We start from the raw sequence: 18,539 nt of genomic DNA, 5'->3' as shown, positions 1-18,539 counted from the left end.
AACAAGGTGCACCGCCGCAGACGCGGCGATGCACCTTGAGGGATCAACGCAGACCGTTAGCCTTCGTTGTGCAGTTCCAGATTTTCCGCTTCGGTTTGCACCCGCATCGCCTTGGCATCGTCGCTGCGCAGCGACTCCAGGTATTCCAGATAGCTTTGGTCAACGTCTTTGGTCACGTAGATACCATTGAAGACCGAGCATTCGAACTGGATGATGTCCGGGTTCTCTTCGCGCACCGCTTCGATCAGATCGTCGAGGTCCTGGAAGATCAGCCCGTCGGCGCCGATAATCTGACGGATTTCATCCACTTCACGCCCGTGGGCGATCAGTTCGTTGGCGCTCGGCATGTCGATGCCGTAGACGTTAGGGAAACGCACTTCCGGCGCGGCGGAAGCCAGATACACGCGCTTGGCGCCCGCTTCGCGCGCCATCTCGACGATTTGCTCAGAGGTCGTGCCGCGCACGATGGAGTCATCCACCAGCAGCACGTTCTTGTCGCGGAACTCGGCACGGTTGGCGTTCAGCTTGCGGCGTACCGACTGGCGACGCGCCTGCTGGCCCGGCATGATAAAGGTACGGCCAACGTAGCGGTTTTTCACGAAGCCCTGGCGGTAGGGCTTCTCGAGAATACGCGCGATCTCCAGCGCGATATCGCAGGAAGTTTCAGGAATCGGGATCACCACGTCGATATCCAGATCTTCCCACTCGCGGGCGATCTTCTCACCCAGCTTCTGGCCCATGCGCACGCGGGCGCTGTAGACCGAGATCTTGTCCATAAAGGAGTCTGGGCGCGCAAAATAAACATATTCGAACAGGCACGGGTTGGTTTTCGGGTTCTCTGCGCACTGGCGGGTGAACAGCTGGCCCTTGGTGGTGATGTACACCGCTTCGCCCGGCGCCACGTCGCGCAGGAACTCAAAGCCCAGGGTATCCAGCGCCACGCTCTCGGAAGCCACCATGTACTCGCTGCGGCCATCCTCCAGCGTGCGCTTACCGATCACCAGCGGACGAATGCCGTTGGGATCGCGGAACGCCAGCAGGCCATGACCGATGATCATCGCCACGCAGGCGTAAGCGCCGCGCAGTTGCTGATGCATAGCGGCGACCGCTGTAAAGATGTTGTCGGCTTCCAGCGGATAGTGCGGGAAGCGATCCAGCTCGCTGGCCAGCACGTTCAGCAGGATTTCCGAGTCGGAGGTGGTGTTGACATGGCGGCGGCCGCTTTCGAACAGCTTTTGGCGCAGCTCATGGGCGTTGGTCAGGTTGCCGTTGTGGGCCAGCGTAATGCCGAACGGCGAGTTGACGTAGAAAGGCTGGGCCTCAGAGGCGCTCGAGCTGCCGGCCGTCGGGTAACGCACATGGCCAATGCCCATGTTGCCCTGCAAGCGTTGCATATGGCGCGCCTCAAACACATCCTTCACCAGGCCGTTGGCTTTACGCAAACGGAACCCGTTGTGGGCGTCAATGGTGACGATGCCTGCGGCATCCTGGCCACGGTGCTGAAGCACCGTCAGCGCATCATAAATCGACTGGTTTACCGGCATGAAACCGGCGATACCGACAATACCGCACATGTTGTCTTTTCCTCATCAGCGCTACCGCCCCGGCAATTGGGTCGGCAAGAAACTCGACGTGCTCTGCAGGTAGTCAAAGAACCACCTGATGACGTAACTGAACTGGGGGATCAGCTGCGACTGTTTCCAGTCGGCACTTTGTGAAAAGCCGGTAAAGGTATCCAGGAAGAACAGGATCGCCGCGACAATCAACACGCCGCGCAGTGCGCCGAAGCAGATGCCCAGCACCCGGTCGGTGCCTGACAACCCGGTTTTCTCTACCAGTGAGCTAATCACATAGTTAACAATAGCCCCTACGATCAGGGTCGCGATGAACAAAATCGCGATCGCGATGCCGTTTCGCACCAGTTCATCTTCAAAACGAGTGAAATAGACCGCAAGGTAAGAGTAGAAATGGCTGGCAACAAAAAACGCACATCCCCATGTCACAAGTGACAATGCTTCGCGAACAAACCCTCGGATCAGGCTCACCAGAGCCGAAAATCCAATCACCGCTATAATGACGTAATCAATCCAGACCATGAACTATTCCAATGATGAATCGCCCCTGCATCCAATTCGCGGCGAATTCTAACAGAAAAAGAAAACGTTTGCGTAGGGGATTTCCTACCACGTTACAAATAAAAAGCGGCGATTAAAAAATTCCCAATCGCCGCGCCTACATAGGTGATTTCGCCTGTAAAAGGCGCGGTTTCTCTCGCTTTCTCTCCACTACTCCTGAATTCAGGGGCGCATCCTGCTGCGCCCCCGCGGGGTTTAACGGCCGTACGGCTTCACCTGCCCGCTCAGCCCGCTGATCGAGTTCAGCGACGGCAGCGCCGCCTGCAGCTTCTGCTTGGAAGCGTCCGGGCCAACGTAGATGCGGGTGATCTGCCCTTGCACCGGCGTTGACGGCACGGTAAAGGCGCGATAGCCCGAGAGACGCAGCGAAGCGACAATCTCGTTCGCCTTGGCGGCGTTCTTCAGCGCCCCGAGCTGCACGACATAGGCTTGCCCGGACGGCGCTTTTTCTTCCGCCGGTTTGGGCTGCGGCGCCGGTTCTGGTTTCGGCGTCGGTTCCGGCTTCGGCACCGGTTTCACCTCCACCGGCTTCGGCTGCGGTACCGGTTTTGGTTTCACTTCCACCGGTTTGGTTTCCACCGGCTTCGGCTTAGGCTGCTGCACCGGCTGAGGACGCGTCTCGACCGGCGGCGCCACCACCTGCGTCGGTTGCTGAGCGCTCTGCCGCACCGCCTGTTGCGCCGCCGCTTCGTTGGCCGCCTGCTGCTCGACCAGCGCGCCCGCCCCTTCCGGCGGCTGCGCCGGCAACGGCTGCGTCACCGGCGGCAGCACGTCGTTCTCTTCGACGTCGCCCGCCTTCGGCACCAATGGAATGGCCGCGAACTCATCCTCGTAATGCTTCTTTTTGCCGTCCAGCAACCCTGGCAGGATGATTACCCCCAGCGCCACCAGAATCACGGTTCCAACCAGTCGGTTCTGAAATTTACTCGCCACTCACACTCCCCGCATCTCGTCTAACGCCGCCATCACCTGCGCCACGGTGTGGAACGATCCACAGACGATCACAATATCCTGTTTATCAGCATCCTGCATAGCCTGCCGCCAGGCAGTTTCGACATCATTAAAGCGGCGCGGTTCCGTCAGATGCTGCGCCAGCTGTTCGACGCTGGCACCGCGCGGCCCGTCGAGCGGTGCGCAGTACCATTCATCCACCTGCTCGCTGAGGCAGGCCAGCGTGCCGGCGATGTCCTTGTCGGACAGCATGCCCACCACCGCGCGCACCTTGCCGCCGTCGCGCGGCAGCTTGGCCAGACGCCCGGCCAGATAGCCGGCGGCGTGCGGGTTGTGTGCCACGTCGAGGATCAGCATCGGCTCCCGCCGCACGATCTGGAAACGCCCCGGCAGCGTCGCCTGCTGCAGCCCGGTGAAGATCGCGCGTTCGTCGATTTCCAGCGGGGAACAGTTCAGCGCCGCCAGCGCGGTAGCGGCGTTGGCCAGCGGTACGTTCGGCGTCGGCAGATCGGTCAGCTGCGTGTCACCGCCCTGCCACTGCCAGCGATCGCCCTGCTCGCTGAAGCTCCAGGCTTCACCGCGGCGATACAGCGGTGCGCCCAGCGTTTCGGCGACCTGGCGAATGCTGTTCGGCATGTCGGGTTCGCCCACCACCGCCGGCTTGCCGCTGCGGAAAATACCGGCCTTTTCACGGCCGATGCTTTCGCGATCGTTGCCCAGCCAGTCGGTATGATCGAGCGCAATGCTGGTGATCACCGCCACGCTCGGATCGACGATATTGGTGGCGTCGAGACGCCCGCCCAGGCCCACTTCCAGGATCACCACGTCGAGCCGCGCCTGTTTGAACAGCTGCAGCGCCGACAGGGTGCCGAATTCGAAATAGGTCAGCGACGTTTCGCCGCGGCCGGCTTCAATGGCGGCGAACGAGCGGCTATGCTCTGCTTCGCTCAGCTCTTCCCCCTGAATGCGCACGCGTTCGGTATAGCGCACCAGATGCGGCGAACTGTAGACGCCGACGCGCAGGCCGGCGGCCAGCAGAATGGCTTCGAGGGTACGACAGGTCGTGCCTTTGCCGTTGGTGCCGGCAACGGTGAACACCGTAGGAGCGGGGGTCAGTAAATCCAGATGCGCCGCGACGCGCTGTACGCGCTCAAGACCGAGTTCGATCGCCTGGCTGTGCAGACGTTCCAGATAGTAAAGCCACGAGCTCAATGGCGACGTGGCTTGGGGAATTTGGTGGTTTTGCATGAGTCCCGTCACTGAACTTGGGTTCATTAATCCATCAGGGCACCACCCTCACCGCGGTAAAGGCGATGCGCTTCGTAACCGCCGCCAACCCGCAAACCATGGCGCGATAGGCCACGGCCGGCAGGGAACGGGCATCAGCCGTCACTTAGCCACAAAGTGGCGGCTGAACCCGGGCGGGATCTGTCTTTGCCTCAGGCGTCGGCCTGCGGCTCCGGCTCAATGACCGGCGCGGCCTCATCGAAATGCGGCTGCGGTTGGTTGGTCAGCTTGGACAGAATGCTCGCCAACGTTTGGCGCATCTCCGGACGGCGAACAATCATGTCGATCGCGCCTTTTTCGATCAGGAACTCGCTGCGCTGGAAGCCAGGCGGCAGTTTCTCGCGCACGGTCTGCTCGATGACGCGCGGGCCGGCAAAGCCGATCAGCGCTTTCGGCTCGGCGATATTGATGTCGCCCAGCATCGCCAGGCTGGCGGAGACGCCGCCCATGGTCGGGTCGGTCAGCACGGAGATGTACGGCAAGCCGCGCTCCTGCATCTTAGCCAACGCCGCGCTGGTTTTCGCCATCTGCATCAGCGACATCAGCGCTTCCTGCATGCGCGCGCCGCCGCTGGCGGAGAAGCACACTAGTGGACAGTTGTCCTCCAGCGCCTGCTCAACCGCACGCACGAAACGCGCGCCGACCACGGAAGACATTGAGCCGCCGATGAAAGCGAATTCGAAGGATGCGGCGACGATCGGCATGCCGTACAGCGTGCCCTTCATCACCACCAGCGCATCTTTCTCGCCGGTCGCTTTCTGTGCGGCGACCAGACGATCTTTATAGCGCTTGGAATCCTTGAATTTCAGAACGTCCTTCGGCTCCAGATCGCTGCCCAGCTCCACTTCACTGCCTTCGTCCAGCAGGGTATGCAGACGCGCGCGCGCGCCCATACGCATGTGGTGGTCGCACTTCGGACACACTTCCAGATTACGCTCCAGCTCGGCGCGGTAGAGAACCTGGCCGCAGCTGTCGCATTTGGTCCAGACCCCTTCAGGAATGCTCGCCTTACGGGTTTGTGTGATATTGCTCTTGTTAAGAATTCGTTCAATCCAGCTCATCGATGACCTTTCTGTTTGAACCTGGCACACGCCAGTCCGCTGTTCATGCTTTAACAATCCCCCTGAAAACACCCCAATGAAAAAATGCCCGTTCGCGGCGCGGCAAGCGCGGCGACTGAGGCATCGGCTTCAGGGTTGTTCGCAGGAACAGACCATAATGTCGCTCATTAAACCATATCGGCCCGGCGCTGTGGACAAAAAACTGGTCGAACCGACAGGTTAAGCGATGTTTTTACTGTTTTTGCTGGCGGGCGGCCGCGCGCTTGTGACGCCAAATTTCAATCACGCCCGGCAGAATCGAAACGATGATGATCCCGACGATCAACAGTTTCAGGTTCTCCTGCACCACCGGCAGATCGCCGAACAGGTAGCCAGCATAAGTGAAGAGCAGCACCCAAACCAGTGCGCCAATCACGTTGTAGGCGGCGAAGTGGCGATAGGACATATGCCCCATGCCGGCGACGAACGGCGCAAAAGTACGCACGATCGGCACGAATCGCGCCAGAATAATCGTTTTCCCACCGTGCTTCTCATAGAACTGATGCGTCTTGTCCAGGTAGCTACGGCGGAAAATTTTCGAGTTCGGGTTGCTGAACAGCTTCTCGCCGAACAACCGCCCGATAGTGTAGTTCACCGCATCGCCAATGATCGCCGCTACGGCCATCAACGCCACCATGGTGTGCACGTTGAGATCGTTGGTCGGCAACGCCGCCAGCGCGCCGGCGACAAACAGCAAAGAATCCCCCGGCAGGAACGGCGTCACCACCAGGCCGGTTTCGCAAAACAAGATCAGGAACAGAATAGCGTAGACCCACATGCCGTATTGTGCGACCAGCTCGGCCAGGTGCACATCAATATGCAAAATGAAATCAATAATAAACTTGATGATGTCCATAAATTCTCTCATTGATACCGGGTGTTTCAATCACCCGGCAGAAGCACAAGGGAGCGACGCTTTCAGGCGTGCCGGCGTTTAATCGTCGGGCAAAAACAGCGGCCCCATCGGCGGCCGCGGTAGACCAAAATGATCGGGATAGTCCACGGCAACCAAATACAGCCCCTCGGCTCGCGCCGTCGCCGCCGCCAGATTGCGATCCTTCAGCGCCAGCAACTCGGCCATCCAGTTCTCATCCTGATTGCCGCAGCCGATCTCCATCAGGCTGCCGACGATATTGCGAACCATGTGATGCACAAAGGCATTCGCCTTGATATCTACCACAATATATTCGCCGTAGCGCGTAACCTTAACGTGTTTTACGCAGCGCCACGGGGTGCGCGACTGACACTGCACCGCGCGGAACGAGGTGAAGTCATTCTCGCCCAGCAGCGCCTGCGCCGCCCGGTGCATGCGATCGGCATCCAGCGGGTGATAAAAGTGCGTCACCCCCTGTTGCAACACCGCCGGCCGGTAGCGATGGTTGAAAATAATATAGCGGTAACGGCGCGCGGTAGCGCTGAAACGCGCGTGAAAATCGTCGGCGACGGGGCTCACCCAGCGCACCGCGATGTCCGGCGGCAAATGGGTGTTCACGCCCATCGTCCAGGCGGCGTCCTTGCGACGCGCGGTGGTTTCGAAATGCACCACCTGCCCGGTGGCGTGCACCCCGGCGTCGGTGCGCCCGGCGCACAGCACGTTGATCGGCGCATCCGCCACCTTGCTCAACGCCTGCTCAAGGCGCTCCTGCACGCTGGCCACTTCTTGCTGCCGCTGCCAGCCGTAGTACCGGCTGCCGTCATATTCGATGCCCAGCGCTACCTTCAGCGTCGGCTGAGCGGACGAGACCACCTCTGACATCAGTACATCTGCTCCTGCACCAGACGCTCGGCGGTTTCGATCGCCATTAACGCGCCGCCGAAGCGCACGTTGTCCGCCACCGTCCAGAACTGCAGCAGCTCGGGGATGCCGTAATCGTTACGCAGGCAACCGATGCTGAGCGCATCGCTGCCGGAGGCTTCGGTCACCTGAGTCGGGTAATCGTCCTCTTCGCTCAGCTGAATGTCCTCGACTTCTTCAAGCTCGCTGCGCGCCTCTTCGGCGGACAGCGGGCGCAGCGCTTCCAGGTGCACCACCTGCGCATGGCCGTAAAACACCGGCGACTGAACGCAGCTCACCGAAATCGGCAATCCTTCGTCCTGCAGCACCTTGCGCACCTGATCGACGATCAGACGCTCTTCGCGCACGCTGCCCTGCTCGTCGGCAACGAGCGGCAGCAGGTTAAACGCCAGCTGTTTAGCGAAGACGCCTTCCTCGGCAGGAATGCCGTTCAGCAGGCGCGCGCTCTGGCCAGCCAGATCGTCCACCGCGGCCTTGCCGCGCGAGGATACCGACATCAGCGTGGTAACGTGCAGACGCGAGAGCCCCGCCTGTTCGGTCAGCGGTTTGATCGCCGTCAGCAGCTGGCTGACCATGCTGTCGGCCACCGCGACGATATTGCGGTTGCGGTAATCCGCCAGCACCTGCGGGTTAACACCCGGTACCACCAGCGGCACATCCGGCTCCATCGCGAACAGACCGCTGGTGTCGATCACCAGGCAGCCCATGTTGCCGGCCTCTTCGGCATAGCGAGCGGAAGCGTCGCTGCCGGCGACGAAGAAGGCCAGTTGGGCCTGCGACCAGTCGAACTCTTCGGCGTTCTGCACCAGAAGAGACTTGCCGTTGAAGCGCACATTGGCGCCCGCGCTGCGTTCGCTTGCCAGAGGATAGAGCTCACCCACCGGGAACTGGCGTTCCTGCAACAATTCCAGCAACGCTTCACCTACCGCGCCAGTGGCGCCGAGCAGCGCGATATTCCAGCCGTCAGACATCGGGTTTTCTCCAGAGTATTTCATTCATAAAAGCAGACGGGCAGTGCAATCACCGCCCGATAATCTTTACCGCTCACTGTAGCGGCGTTGGCTTAAGACAACCTTACGCGCTACGCCAGGCTAAAGCCCAGCTTGCCGAGCAGCTCGGCGCTGGCGCTGTCATCGCATTGCACGGCCAGCGAAGACCACTCGCGGCGCTCCTGGTAGTGCTTGCGCAGGCGATCGAATTCGCCCGGTTGCCCAGCGACTTTGCGCAGCGGCGCATCATCGCGGCGCACATCATACACCAAGTGCATCAATCGTTTTAACCGCGCTTCATCCAGCGGCCCATTGAGGCGGATCTGGCTGAATTCCGGCACCGGCAACAGCGAGGCCAGCGCCACCTGTTGCGGCTGCCCCAGATGGCGGCTGAACGCCTCGAACACCTGGGTGGTGCCGCGCGCCTTGCCTTCCAGCGTATACCCAGCGATGTGCGCGGTACCGATATCCACCCGCGCCAGCAGCGGTAAGGCGAGATCCGGCTCCGGTTCCCACACGTCCAGCACCGTGCTCAGCTTTTTGCCCTTTTCCAGCGCCTGCAGCAAGGCGGCGTTATCCACCACCGGCCCGCGGCAGGCGTTGATCAGAATGCGGTTGTCCGGCAGGGCCGCCAACAGCTCGGCGTCCGCCAGATGCAGCGAATGGTATGGGCCGGATTTATTCAGCGGCGTATGGAAGGTCAGCACGTCGGCCTCGGCCACCAGCTTCTCCAACGGCCAGAATTCCCCGGCGTCGCCGCGATCGGCACGCGGCGGATCGCACAGCAGCGTGCGCACGCCCAGCGCTTTGAGGCGAGCATCCAGACGGGAACCAACGTTGCCCACGCCGACGATGCCGACGGTTTTATCCCGCAGGTGGAAGCCGTCGCGTTCGGCCAGCAGCATCAAGGCAGAGAACACATACTCGACCACCGCGATAGCGTTGCAGCCCGGCGCGGCGGAAAAGCCGATGCCCTGACGTTGCAGCCAGGCTTCATCGACGTGATCGGTGCCGGCGGTGGCGGTGCCGACAAAGTCGATATGGCTGCCGGCCAACAAGGCTTCATTGACCTTGGTGACCGAACGCACCATCAGCGCATCGGCATCCGCCAGCGCCTCGAGCGGGATCGGGCGGCCCGGTACCGCCTGCACCTCGCCCAGGCGGCTGAACAGCTCGGCCGCGTACGGCATATTTTCATCAACCAAAATTTTCACTGCGTTCTCCGACGGTTTACGGCTATTTGTCTGCGAAATAGTGTGCCACTGAATCAGGCACGGCGAAAGCGCTCAGGGGTAGTGCCGGCGATCTGCTGGAACATGACGATAAAGGCCGACGCGGAGCTGTAGCCGACGTCCAACGCCACGTCCTGCACGGTCTTGCCCTGCTCGAGCAGGGAGACGGCATGCAGGAACCGCAGGCGCTGGCGCCATTCGCTGAACGACATGCCCAGATCCTGTTGGCAGCGTCGCGACAGCGTGCGCTCGGTGGTGTAGACCCGAGCCGCCCACGCCGCCAGCGAGGTGTTGTCCGCCGGACAATGCTCCAACGCTTCCAGCACCGGCGCCAAGAACTTGTCGTCCGACGACGGCAGATAGGTTTGCTGGCGCGGCGACAGGCGCAGCTGATCGATCAGCACCTGGCAGAGACGCAAATCCGCCTCCGCCTGCGGAATGTACTGCTTGCGCGCATAGAAATCCTCGGCGATGGCGCGGAATATCGGCGTTACGCTCACCAGACAGGGGTCGGCCGGCATGCCGGTGCACAGCGCCGGCGTGATGTCCACCATGCGGCACTGCGCCAGCCGCTGGTTATAGCAGGAGTGTTCGATGCCGGCCGGCGCCCACAGCACGAACTCCGGCGGCGCCAGAAAGCGCTGCCCGCCGATGCGCAGCACCATCACCCCGGCTTTAACCCACATCAACTGACCCCAGGTGTGGCTGTGCGGCTGGAATTCGGTGCGCGCGTTGAACTCCTCGCAGCGGAACTGTACCGGGTTGGGCGCCGGGATCAACGACTCGGGGAAATGGCGGATTTCTGGCATGGTTTCGTCCCGTGATTTGTCTTGTTTACGCCGATTTTTGTCTGGATATCACTATATATGATAAACCGGACACGCGTAGACTAGCCAGCATGTTGGACGTTATTGAGAATAATTATCATGAATATGCTCTTCCCGCTGTTGGCCGTGCTGATTTGGTCGATTAATGCCGTCGTCAGCAAACTCTCCGCCACCGCCATCGATCCGGCGGCCATCTCGCTCTACCGCTGGCTGCTGGCGCTGATTGCCCTCACGCCGTTCGTGCTGCCGGGCGTGCTGCGCAACTGGGCGCAGGTGCGCGCCAACTGGTGGAAGCTGATGATCCTCGGCCTGCTGGGCATGGTGCTGTACCAAAGCCTGGCCTATTACGCCGCGCACAGCGTCAGCGCGCTGTTTATGGGCATCATCGTGTCGCTGATCCCGCTGCTGACCATCCTGATCAGCATCGTTCTGCTGCGCATTGCGCCGACCGTCGGCGTGCTGCTCGGCAGCATACTCTCCTTCTGCGGCCTGATCTGGCTGGTCAGCGGCGGTCAGCCCGGCGTGCTGTTGCAGCACGGTATCGGCAAAGGGGAATTGATGATGCTGCTCGCCACCGCCTCGTACGCGCTGTATGGCGTGTTGACCAAACGCTGGGCCATCGCGCTGCCGAACTGGCAATCGTTGTACGTGCAGATCCTGTTCGGCGTGCTGTTGTTACTGCCTAATTTCCTGATGGCGCAGGATGTCGGCTTGAACGGCCATAACCTGCCGCTGGTGCTGTTCGCCGGCATTCCGGCTTCGATCATCGCCCCGTTCCTGTGGATCCAGGGCGTGATGCGCCTGGGCGCCAACACCGCCTCGATCTTCATGAACCTGGCACCGGTGTTTACCGCCGCTATCGCCGTGCTGTTCCTGCATGAGCAGTTGCACGGTTACCACCTGATCGGCGGCGGCATTACCCTGCTGGGCGTTATCCTGTCGCAGCGGCTGCGCACGCCGCTGACGCGTAAAGCCAAAGCCCCGGCGGCCAACGCAGAGTCCTGCAAAGAACAGGCTTAAGGCAGCAGCCTGAAACGCACCCGCACCAACAGGCCGCCCAGCGCGGCAGAGCTCAACAGCTCCGGGCGGGTGCCGTGATACGCGGTGATGTCTTTCACCAACGCCAGTCCCAATCCGGCGCCCGGCTGATCGCCCACGTTGTCCAGCCGGTGAAACGGCTGCAGCGCCAGCGCCTTGTCCTGCAAGGCGATGCCGGGGCCGCTGTCTTCTATCTCCAGCACGCCTTCCCCTGCCGCCTTATCCTGCGTGAGGCGAGCGGTCACCACGCCCTGACGCGGTGTATATTTCAGCGCGTTGTCCAGCAGGTTGGCGCACAGCTCGGCCAACAGCAGCGGCTCCCCCGCCACCTGGCACGCCGCCTCGCCTTCGAACCCGAGATCGATCTGTTTACTGCGCGCCTGCGGCAAGCGGGAAAAGCAGGCGTCGCGCAGCACCTGCGCCAGGTTGACCGGTTGCAACTTACGATCGGCCTGGTGCTCGCTGGCCTTCAGGCGTGAAAGATGCAGCAGGCGGTCGGTCAGCGACACGGTATTATCCAGCGTCGCGCTCATCGCCTGCAGGCTTTCGCGCCACTGCTGCGGCCGGTCACTGGCCAGCGCTACCCCAACCTGAGTCTTCAACACCGCCAGCGGCGTGCGCAGTTGGTGCGAAGCGTCGGCGCTGAAGCGCTCCTGACGTGCCACCATCAGCCGCAGCCGTTCGATGTAACGATTAAACGCCACCAGCAGCGGCTGCATCTCCGACCATGGCAATACCCGCGGCAAGGGCGTCAGCTCGCCCGGATCGCGCCGAAGCATGATACCGGAGAGCTTACGCATCGGCTTCAACACCCGCTTGAGCAATGCGAACGCCAGGATCAGGGTTAACGCCACCACCGTGCCCTGGCTCAGCAGCGCCGCGATCATCATCTGCCGCGCCAGGTAACGGCGCGACTCCAGGGTTTCCGCCACCAGAATGGTCGCCATGCCGCTCACGCCCGACTCGTTGACCGGTTGAAACAGCGCCGCCACGCGGATCGGCCTGCCGAGGTATTCCGCATCGTAAAAATGCACCAGCGCCGGGTAGAGCGTGGAACGCGGGATATGGGGCGGCAAAGGCGGCAAATCGTCATAGCCCGAGATGCTTTTCCCCTGCGGCGAGATCACCTCGTAATACAGCTGATCGTTCATGTTGCGCTCGAAGCTGTCGAGCACCACATAGGGCACATCAACCGCCAGCTTGCCTTCGCGCACCACCAGTCGCTCCGCTACGGTGCGCGCCGACGCCAGCAGCGTGCGATCGTAAGCCAGGGTGGCGGCGCTCATGGCGCTGAAATAGTGGGTGTAGATAGAGATGCCGCCCAACGCCAGCAGCGGCAGGCCAAAAAACAATAGCAGTTGATAGAACAGCGAACGCGGCGCGTTAAACCACCGCATCGCACAGCTCCAGGCTGTAACCCAGGCCACGCAGCGTGACGATCGCCACGTCGCTGCCCTGCAGCTTTTTCCGCAGGCGGTGTACGTAAAGCTCGATGCTCTCCGGATTGGCCTCGTCGGACAACGTAAATACCTGCTCGAACAGCTGTTGCTTGGCCACCGGGCGGCCGCGCCGGTGCATCAACGCGGTCAACACCGCCAGCTCGCGCGGCGTCAGCGCCAGCGGTTTGCTCTCCAGCAGAAAATAGCCTTCGTCGTGATAGGTCAACGCGCCGTACTGCAACGCCGGCTGCGGGGCGCCGACGCTGCGGCGCAGCAGCGCCCGAATACGCGCTTCCAGCTCGTCCAGTTCGAACGGCTTGGTGAGGTAATCGTCCGCCCCCAGATTCAGGCCTTTTACCCGGTCGGCCACGTCGGTGCGCGCCGTCAGCAGCAGCACCGGCAGATCCTGCCCGCGCTTGCGCAGGCGCGCCAGCAAATCCAGACCGTTCATACGCGGCAGCGCCACATCCAGCACCGCGAGCGCATAGCGTTCGTTGAGCAGCAGGTGATCCGCTGCCACGCCGTCCGGGGCGACGTCGACGGCAAAGCCGGCGCCGGTCAGCGCCTTTTGCAACCAGTGAGACAGCTCGGGGTGATCTTCAACCAATAACAGTCGCATGTTCCCATTCCATTGATTTATCTGAACAACCTGGCGCCAATATCGCGCTTGTTAACAGGTCGATAACAGAGAATGGCATGGAAAATAAGGGGATAAAAGAGCGCCGCGCCGCCAGTTTTGGGAGCTGGCACACAATTATGCGTATAGAGCGCGATCGCAGGACGATGTCAGATCAGCGGAATGGGGCTATCGGCCACGGCAATGTCCAGTACCGGGCGCAGCTTGTCGGCGGTAAACGGCGAAGAAACCAGCACGGAGCGATTGTTGACGGCAAATACCAGATCGATGCCGGTCACGCAGGCGGTCATCTGGCAGGCATACTTTTCACCGTCGGCGTTGACGAAATGCAGTTCAAACACGCCAACGTCGGCACGCAGTCGCTTCAAACGGCACTGCCCGGTTTCACCGACCATCTCCGCATAGACCTCAGGCAACCGTTTAATCGCGCATACTTTGGCGCTGTCCCTACCACCAAATAATTTCCCTAACGAAAACATATCACTGCGTCTCTATTCATTTCACTGATCATGATTTTATCGCGAAAGCAGAACGGCAAACCTGATATTACGCAGGATTTTGGCCGGTTTTGCGCCCTGTTCCTGCCCGCATTTCTATGGTAGCGCACCCGTGATTCACTGGCGACAAGAGACCCTAATCACAGACTGGAAACTTTTCCGGCCACTGAAAGGTAAATGAAAGGTTGTTGTTTTAACAATCCTGCAACCGCGCTCTGCGGGATTCACAACCAGAACAATACCGAGGGCAAGCCACAATGAAAAAAATAATGACCCGTACCTTTACCGCCGCCGCACTGTTGCTGGCAGCCTCTCAGGCCTTTGCCGTGGAAGCGCCCAAACGCACCGAATGTATTGCGCCGGCCAAGCCCGGCGGCGGCTTCGATCTGACCTGCAAGCTGATTCAGGTGTCGTTGCAGGACACCAAGGCCATCGATAAACCGATGCGCGTCACCTATATGCCCGGCGGCGTCGGCGCGGTGGCCTACAACGCCATCGTCGCGCAGCGCCCGGCGGAGTTCGGCACCGTGGTGGCCTTCTCCGGCGGCTCGCTGCTCAATCTGGCCCAGGGCAAGTTCGGCCGCTATAACGTGGACGACGTGAAATGGCTGGCGGCGGTCGGAACCGACTACGGCATGATCGCGGTGCGCGCCGACTCGCCTTACAAGACTCTGAAAGACCTGATGGACGCCTTCCAAAAAGATCCCAACAGCGTGGTGTTCGGCGCCGGCGCCTCCATCGGCAGCCAGGACTGGATGAAAACTGCGCTGCTGGCGCGCGAAGTCGGCGTGGATCCGCGCAAGATGCGCTACGTGGCGTTCGAAGGCGGCGGCGAGCCGGTCACCGCGCTGTTGGGCAATCATATTCAGGCAGTTTCCGGTGATCTGAGCGAGATGGTGCCTTACCTGCAGGGCGACAAAATCCGCGTGCTGGCGGTGTATGCCGAACAACGTTTGCCTGGCCAGTTGGCCGACATTCCAACCGCCAAAGAACAGGGGTACAGCCTGGTGTGGCCGATCATTCGCGGCTTCTACGTCGGGCCGAAAGTCAGCGATGAAGAGTATCAGTGGTGGATCGACACCTTCCAGAAAATGATGGCGACCGAGGAATTCAAGCAGCAACGCGATCTGCGCGGCCTGTTCGAATTCAACATGACCGGCAAAGAGCTGGACGCCTACGTGAAGAATCAGGTTGCCCAATACCGTGAGCAGGCGAAAGTGTTCGGCCTGGCCAAATAACCGCAGGGGAAAACCATGAGCGATCGTATTTTTGCCGGCTTTTGGCTGCTGCTGTGTATCGGCGGGCTGTTCATCGGCTGGGGCATTCAAAGCGAATACAGCTATGAACCGCTGGGGCCGCGCCCTTTCCCGCTGGCGATCCTCAGCCTGATGGCGCTGTGCGCGGCCCTGTTGTTGCTGCGCCGCCCACAGGCGGTGGAATGGCCGCACCACAAGGTGCTGCAGCGGCTGCTGGTGCTGGTGATCACCCTGGTGCTGTATGCCTGGGGCTTTGAATGGCTGGGCTTTCCACTGGCGACCGCGCTGCTGACGTTCAGCATCGGCCTGTTGTTTCAGGCCAGCCTGCCGGCGGCGGCCCTCTCCGGCGTCGTCATGGGCGCAGCGCTGTACTACGCCTTTGACCAACTTCTCGATGTCACACTGCCGCTCGGCATCTGGCTGAGCTAACGGGAGCGATGATGGATACCTGGATGTATTTGACCCAAGGGTTCGAAGTGGCACTGGTGCCGCAGAACCTGATTATCGCCCTGATCGGCTGCTTCGTCGGCACCATCGTCGGCCTGCTGCCGGGCCTCGGGCCGATCAACGGCGTGGCGATCCTGCTGCCGCTGGCATTTGCCCTCAAGCTGCCGGCCGAATCGGCGCTAATCCTGCTGGCGACGGTGTATATCGGCTGCGAGTACGGCGGCCGCATCTCGTCGATTCTGCTCAACGTGCCGGGCGACGCGGCGGCGATCATGACCGCGCTGGACGGCTACCCGATGGCGCAGCAGGGGCGCGCCGGCGTGGCGCTGTCCATCTCGGCGGTCAGTTCGTTCGTCGGATCGATGATCGCCATCGGCGGCATCATCCTGTTCGCGCCGCTGCTGGCCCGCTGGTCGCTGGCCTTCGGCCCGGCGGAGTATTTCGCCCTGATGGTGTTCGCCATCGCCTGCCTCGGCAGCATGATGAGCCAGAACCCGCTGAAATCGCTGCTGGCGGCGCTGATCGGCCTGGGGCTGGCGACGGTGGGCGTCGACGCCAACACCGGCGTTTACCGCTTTACCTTCGACAGTGTGCACCTCTCCGACGGCGTGCAGTTTATCGTGGTGGTGATCGGCCTGTTCTCGGTCAGCGAAATCCTGCTGATGCTGGAAAGCACCAGCGCCGGGCAAAAGCTGGTGCGTAAAACCGGCCGGTTGCTGTTCAACCGCAAAGAGGCGGCGCAGTGCGCAGGCCCGACCCTGCGCTCGTCGGTGATCGGTTTCTTCGTCGGCATTCTGCCGGGCGCCGGCGCCACCATCGCCAGCGCGTTGACCTACATGACCGAGAAGAAAATCAGCGGTAACAGCGACACCTTCGGCAAGGGCGACATCCGCGGCGTAGCGGCGCCGGAAGCGGCCAACAACGCCTCGGCCTGCGGCTCATTCATTCCGATGCTGACGCTGGGGGTGCCGGGTTCCGGCACCACGGCGGTGATGATGGGGGCGCTGACGCTGTACAACATCACCCCCGGCCCGGCGATGTTCACCGAACAGCCGGATATCGTCTGGGGGCTGATCGCCGCACTGCTGATCGCTAACGTCATTCTGCTGATCATGAACCTGCCGCTGGTCGGCCTGTTCACCCGCATGCTGACCATTCCGCTGTGGTTCCTGGTGCCGGCGATCGCCGCAGTTTCCGCGGTGGGGGTTTATGCGGTGCACAGCACCACCTTCGACCTGCTGTTGATGGTGGGGTTGGGCGTGTTCGGCTATATCCTGCGGAAAATGCACTTCCCGATGTCGCCGCTGATTCTGGGCTTCGTGCTGGGTGAGATGCTGGAGCAGAACCTGCGCCGCGCGCTGTCGATCAGCAACGGCGAATTCGGCATCCTGTGGAGCAGCAGCATCGCGCAAACGCTGCTGGTGCTGGCGGTCGCGGTACTGGCGCTGCCGCCGCTGCTGCGCCTGATGCGTAAACGCCGCCAACCGGCGGCCGAGGCCAAGGCCGAGTAATGCGAAACGGGCGGTGTTATGATCTCTGATGCCGATCGTTTGAGAGAGCTTGAATAAGCCGACCAGAGAAAAAATCCAGAGCCAGACTTTTGACTCTGGATTTTTCATGTCTAAACACGCAAAAACTTTTGTTGTCCGCGATTGATCCATTACAGATGTCCGTTACCTTTTTGATACCGTTTTTTAACCTGATAACGGCTATCAATTTTTGCCACTACATTTGGCCCCTCCTCCTCCCCCCACACACACTCTACGTGACCCTTTTATATCGTTATTGACGGAGAGAGTGAAGAAAGTAACCTGAGCTATTACATTGTCATTAATTATACTTTTTATTTAATCATAAAAATAAAAACCCAGACTAAATCAACCAGCTAATTCGAGAACCCAAATTATTGCTGTTCACTCAGACACATGATAATGTGATGCCGATATTCTCTATAAATCCACCAAAACATGGGCGGCATTATAGATGACAATCAATAGGGAAGATAAATATAAAATCAGGAGTTATAATGTTTATAATATTTATTTTTTGCTGCACATTTTTATTATCTCAACAAGCTATAGCTGGCGCATATATGCTTCCCGTATCTTTTGTTAACCTAACGGTTGTTCAATCGTTGGTTGCGTGGGATGAGAACCCTTCCGATCTCAATCCTTGTTATGGATGGTCGTCTTGTTTTATTGGCCCTGATGTCAAATACAGTACCCGAAATCCTGGGCTACATGGCTCATGTATAGACTCTAAAAATTGTCTTCGAATTGAAAAATATAGAACCGCAAAAGAAATAGAGATCGCCTGGAAAAACTCCTTTGGCATTCCATGGACCTCGCGACCCTACCTGGTGAACGGTAGGGATGCCAGTTGCGTTGGGCTTTTTTATGTACATACGCCATCACTAGCCGGGGGGGCGTTTTTATGGCCTAATTCTGTTTGCGGCAAATTGCCTCCCCAAAACCAATCTTGTGATGTGAATCTCCCTCCTGTGATAGATTTTGGTACGCTTTCGCAGGACGAGATTTCCGGGATGGAGAGAACGATTTATGGAACAATCGGATGCACTCAGTCAGGCACGGTAAAAATATATGCCCAATCTACATTAGGCGATGGAAATATTTATTTCAGAAACACCAAAAATTTTTATTCGACGCTTTTTTTAGATGGAAATTCCGCATGGACAGGCGTGGATTATTCTTTGACTGGCGGCCAACAGAAAAATATCAATCTAAAAGCAAAACTGACAGCCAATAATACCGTAGACCCAGGACCTTTCTCAGGCAATGCTATTATATACATTGCATTTCTATAATGCAGTTATACGGCTGCCGTGGAGCGAGGATTAACAGTCGGAGAGTTTCTGGTACACTTGGCCCGATTATCTCAGTCACACTCGG

The 18,539-nt window shown here is 60.0% G+C and carries 18 protein-coding genes; 5 read left to right on the top strand and 13 right to left on the bottom strand.

Annotated elements, in window-relative coordinates; genetic code table 11:
- Window positions 1-56: 56 nt before the first annotated feature.
- The 10 genes from purF to BVU99_RS06085 all read right to left on the bottom strand — a co-directional run bounded on the left by purF (window position 57) and on the right by BVU99_RS06085 (window position 10,298).
- Window positions 57-1,574, bottom strand: a complete 1,518-nt coding sequence (gene purF / locus BVU99_RS06130) for an amidophosphoribosyltransferase (RefSeq protein ID WP_025303688.1) — start codon at window positions 1,572-1,574, stop codon at window positions 57-59.
- A 21-nt stretch (window positions 1,575-1,595) separates the two neighbouring features.
- The gene (cvpA, locus tag BVU99_RS06125; RefSeq protein WP_004936119.1) at window positions 1,596-2,096 is read right to left on the bottom strand and encodes a colicin V production protein; all 501 of its coding nucleotides are present in this window, start codon (window positions 2,094-2,096) and stop codon (window positions 1,596-1,598) included.
- 234 nt (window positions 2,097-2,330) lie between these two features.
- Window positions 2,331-3,068: a cell division protein DedD gene (gene dedD / locus BVU99_RS06120; RefSeq protein ID WP_099816991.1), complete on the bottom strand. Its 738-nt coding sequence runs from the start codon at window positions 3,066-3,068 to the stop codon at window positions 2,331-2,333.
- Entirely contained in the window at window positions 3,069-4,334 is a 1,266-nt protein-coding gene (folC, locus tag BVU99_RS06115) for a bifunctional tetrahydrofolate synthase/dihydrofolate synthase (RefSeq protein ID WP_099816990.1), read from the bottom strand. It abuts the gene before it with no gap.
- A gap of 191 nt (window positions 4,335-4,525) precedes the next feature.
- Window positions 4,526-5,434 carry an acetyl-CoA carboxylase, carboxyltransferase subunit beta gene (gene accD / locus BVU99_RS06110; protein WP_025303691.1) on the bottom strand — a complete coding sequence of 303 codons (909 nt, stop codon included), beginning with the start codon at window positions 5,432-5,434 and terminating at the stop codon, window positions 4,526-4,528.
- Window positions 5,435-5,666: 232 nt separating this feature from the next.
- Window positions 5,667-6,329: a DedA family protein gene (locus BVU99_RS06105; protein ID WP_004936130.1), complete on the bottom strand. Its 663-nt coding sequence runs from the start codon at window positions 6,327-6,329 to the stop codon at window positions 5,667-5,669.
- 78 nt (window positions 6,330-6,407) lie between these two features.
- Window positions 6,408-7,229 carry a tRNA pseudouridine(38-40) synthase TruA gene (gene truA, locus BVU99_RS06100; RefSeq protein WP_043140123.1) on the bottom strand — a complete coding sequence of 274 codons (822 nt, stop codon included), beginning with the start codon at window positions 7,227-7,229 and terminating at the stop codon, window positions 6,408-6,410.
- Window positions 7,229-8,239, bottom strand: coding sequence for an aspartate-semialdehyde dehydrogenase (locus tag BVU99_RS06095; protein WP_025303693.1), 1,011 nt, complete (start codon window positions 8,237-8,239; stop codon window positions 7,229-7,231). Before BVU99_RS06095 ends, truA begins: the two co-directional genes overlap by 1 nt.
- Window positions 8,240-8,349: 110 nt before the next feature.
- The gene (gene pdxB / locus BVU99_RS06090; protein ID WP_043140127.1) at window positions 8,350-9,471 is read right to left on the bottom strand and encodes a 4-phosphoerythronate dehydrogenase PdxB; all 1,122 of its coding nucleotides are present in this window, start codon (window positions 9,469-9,471) and stop codon (window positions 8,350-8,352) included.
- Window positions 9,472-9,524: 53 nt separating this feature from the next.
- The gene (locus tag BVU99_RS06085) at window positions 9,525-10,298 is read right to left on the bottom strand and encodes a helix-turn-helix transcriptional regulator (protein WP_025303695.1); all 774 of its coding nucleotides are present in this window, start codon (window positions 10,296-10,298) and stop codon (window positions 9,525-9,527) included.
- Window positions 10,299-10,415: 117 nt separating this feature from the next.
- On the opposite strand from BVU99_RS06085, the gene BVU99_RS06080 reads away from it, so the two are divergent.
- Window positions 10,416-11,336: a DMT family transporter gene (locus tag BVU99_RS06080; RefSeq protein WP_019453750.1), complete on the top strand. Its 921-nt coding sequence runs from the start codon at window positions 10,416-10,418 to the stop codon at window positions 11,334-11,336.
- Here the strand turns inward: BVU99_RS06080 and BVU99_RS06075 are convergent.
- From BVU99_RS06075 to BVU99_RS06065, 3 genes are all read right to left on the bottom strand, one after another.
- Window positions 11,333-12,751, bottom strand: coding sequence for a sensor histidine kinase (locus BVU99_RS06075; protein WP_043140131.1), 1,419 nt, complete (start codon window positions 12,749-12,751; stop codon window positions 11,333-11,335). The two genes, BVU99_RS06080 and BVU99_RS06075, sit on opposite strands and share 4 nt — an antisense overlap.
- Window positions 12,738-13,412 carry a transcriptional regulator TctD gene (gene tctD, locus BVU99_RS06070; protein ID WP_025303698.1) on the bottom strand — a complete coding sequence of 225 codons (675 nt, stop codon included), beginning with the start codon at window positions 13,410-13,412 and terminating at the stop codon, window positions 12,738-12,740. Before tctD ends, BVU99_RS06075 begins: the two co-directional genes overlap by 14 nt.
- A gap of 167 nt (window positions 13,413-13,579) precedes the next feature.
- Window positions 13,580-13,909 carry a hypothetical protein gene (locus BVU99_RS06065; protein WP_025303699.1) on the bottom strand — a complete coding sequence of 110 codons (330 nt, stop codon included), beginning with the start codon at window positions 13,907-13,909 and terminating at the stop codon, window positions 13,580-13,582.
- Between the two features lie 275 nt (window positions 13,910-14,184).
- Here BVU99_RS06065 and BVU99_RS06060 point away from each other — a divergent pair, with 275 nt between their 5' ends.
- The 4 genes from BVU99_RS06060 to BVU99_RS24935 all read left to right on the top strand — a co-directional run bounded on the left by BVU99_RS06060 (window position 14,185) and on the right by BVU99_RS24935 (window position 18,454).
- Window positions 14,185-15,165 (top strand): tripartite tricarboxylate transporter substrate binding protein, encoded by a 981-nt coding sequence (locus BVU99_RS06060; RefSeq protein ID WP_049203699.1) that lies wholly within the window; start codon window positions 14,185-14,187, stop codon window positions 15,163-15,165.
- Between the two features lie 15 nt (window positions 15,166-15,180).
- On the top strand, window positions 15,181-15,612 hold the full coding sequence (locus BVU99_RS06055) for a tripartite tricarboxylate transporter TctB family protein (RefSeq protein WP_049203701.1): 432 nt from the start codon (window positions 15,181-15,183) through the stop codon (window positions 15,610-15,612).
- Between the two features lie 11 nt (window positions 15,613-15,623).
- The gene (locus BVU99_RS06050) at window positions 15,624-17,141 is read left to right on the top strand and encodes a tripartite tricarboxylate transporter permease (RefSeq protein WP_016926872.1); all 1,518 of its coding nucleotides are present in this window, start codon (window positions 15,624-15,626) and stop codon (window positions 17,139-17,141) included.
- A gap of 515 nt (window positions 17,142-17,656) precedes the next feature.
- Window positions 17,657-18,454, top strand: a complete 798-nt coding sequence (locus tag BVU99_RS24935; RefSeq protein WP_144334739.1) for a hypothetical protein — start codon at window positions 17,657-17,659, stop codon at window positions 18,452-18,454.
- Window positions 18,455-18,539 lie beyond the last annotated feature (85 nt).

This window comes from Serratia sp. OLAL2, from assembly GCF_002752475.1.
In the GTDB taxonomy this organism is placed as follows: domain Bacteria; phylum Pseudomonadota; class Gammaproteobacteria; order Enterobacterales; family Enterobacteriaceae; genus Serratia; species Serratia bockelmannii.
Note: the sequence above shows the minus strand (reverse complement) of the source record. Positions and strands in the feature narration are given on the sequence as shown.

What these genes read in the sequence shown, in the direction of transcription:
- BVU99_RS06050 (WP_016926872.1), top strand. Translation starts at nt 15,624, where the DNA reads ATGGATACCTGGATGTATTTGACCCAAGGGTTCGAAGTGGCACTGGTG.
- truA (WP_043140123.1), bottom strand. Translation starts at nt 7,229, where the DNA reads ATGTCAGAGGTGGTCTCGTCCGCTCAGCCGACGCTGAAGGTAGCGCTG.
- accD (WP_025303691.1), bottom strand. Translation starts at nt 5,434, where the DNA reads ATGAGCTGGATTGAACGAATTCTTAACAAGAGCAATATCACACAAACC.
- purF (WP_025303688.1), bottom strand. Translation starts at nt 1,574, where the DNA reads ATGTGCGGTATTGTCGGTATCGCCGGTTTCATGCCGGTAAACCAGTCG.
- folC (WP_099816990.1), bottom strand. Translation starts at nt 4,334, where the DNA reads ATGCAAAACCACCAAATTCCCCAAGCCACGTCGCCATTGAGCTCGTGG.
- tctD (WP_025303698.1), bottom strand. Translation starts at nt 13,412, where the DNA reads ATGCGACTGTTATTGGTTGAAGATCACCCCGAGCTGTCTCACTGGTTG.
- BVU99_RS06065 (WP_025303699.1), bottom strand. Translation starts at nt 13,909, where the DNA reads ATGTTTTCGTTAGGGAAATTATTTGGTGGTAGGGACAGCGCCAAAGTA.
- BVU99_RS06075 (WP_043140131.1), bottom strand. Translation starts at nt 12,751, where the DNA reads ATGCGGTGGTTTAACGCGCCGCGTTCGCTGTTCTATCAACTGCTATTG.
- BVU99_RS06105 (WP_004936130.1), bottom strand. Translation starts at nt 6,329, where the DNA reads ATGGACATCATCAAGTTTATTATTGATTTCATTTTGCATATTGATGTG.
- BVU99_RS06055 (WP_049203701.1), top strand. Translation starts at nt 15,181, where the DNA reads ATGAGCGATCGTATTTTTGCCGGCTTTTGGCTGCTGCTGTGTATCGGC.
- BVU99_RS06085 (WP_025303695.1), bottom strand. Translation starts at nt 10,298, where the DNA reads ATGCCAGAAATCCGCCATTTCCCCGAGTCGTTGATCCCGGCGCCCAAC.
- BVU99_RS24935 (WP_144334739.1), top strand. Translation starts at nt 17,657, where the DNA reads ATGTTTATAATATTTATTTTTTGCTGCACATTTTTATTATCTCAACAA.
- BVU99_RS06060 (WP_049203699.1), top strand. Translation starts at nt 14,185, where the DNA reads ATGAAAAAAATAATGACCCGTACCTTTACCGCCGCCGCACTGTTGCTG.
- BVU99_RS06095 (WP_025303693.1), bottom strand. Translation starts at nt 8,239, where the DNA reads ATGTCTGACGGCTGGAATATCGCGCTGCTCGGCGCCACTGGCGCGGTA.
- BVU99_RS06080 (WP_019453750.1), top strand. Translation starts at nt 10,416, where the DNA reads ATGAATATGCTCTTCCCGCTGTTGGCCGTGCTGATTTGGTCGATTAAT.
- cvpA (WP_004936119.1), bottom strand. Translation starts at nt 2,096, where the DNA reads ATGGTCTGGATTGATTACGTCATTATAGCGGTGATTGGATTTTCGGCT.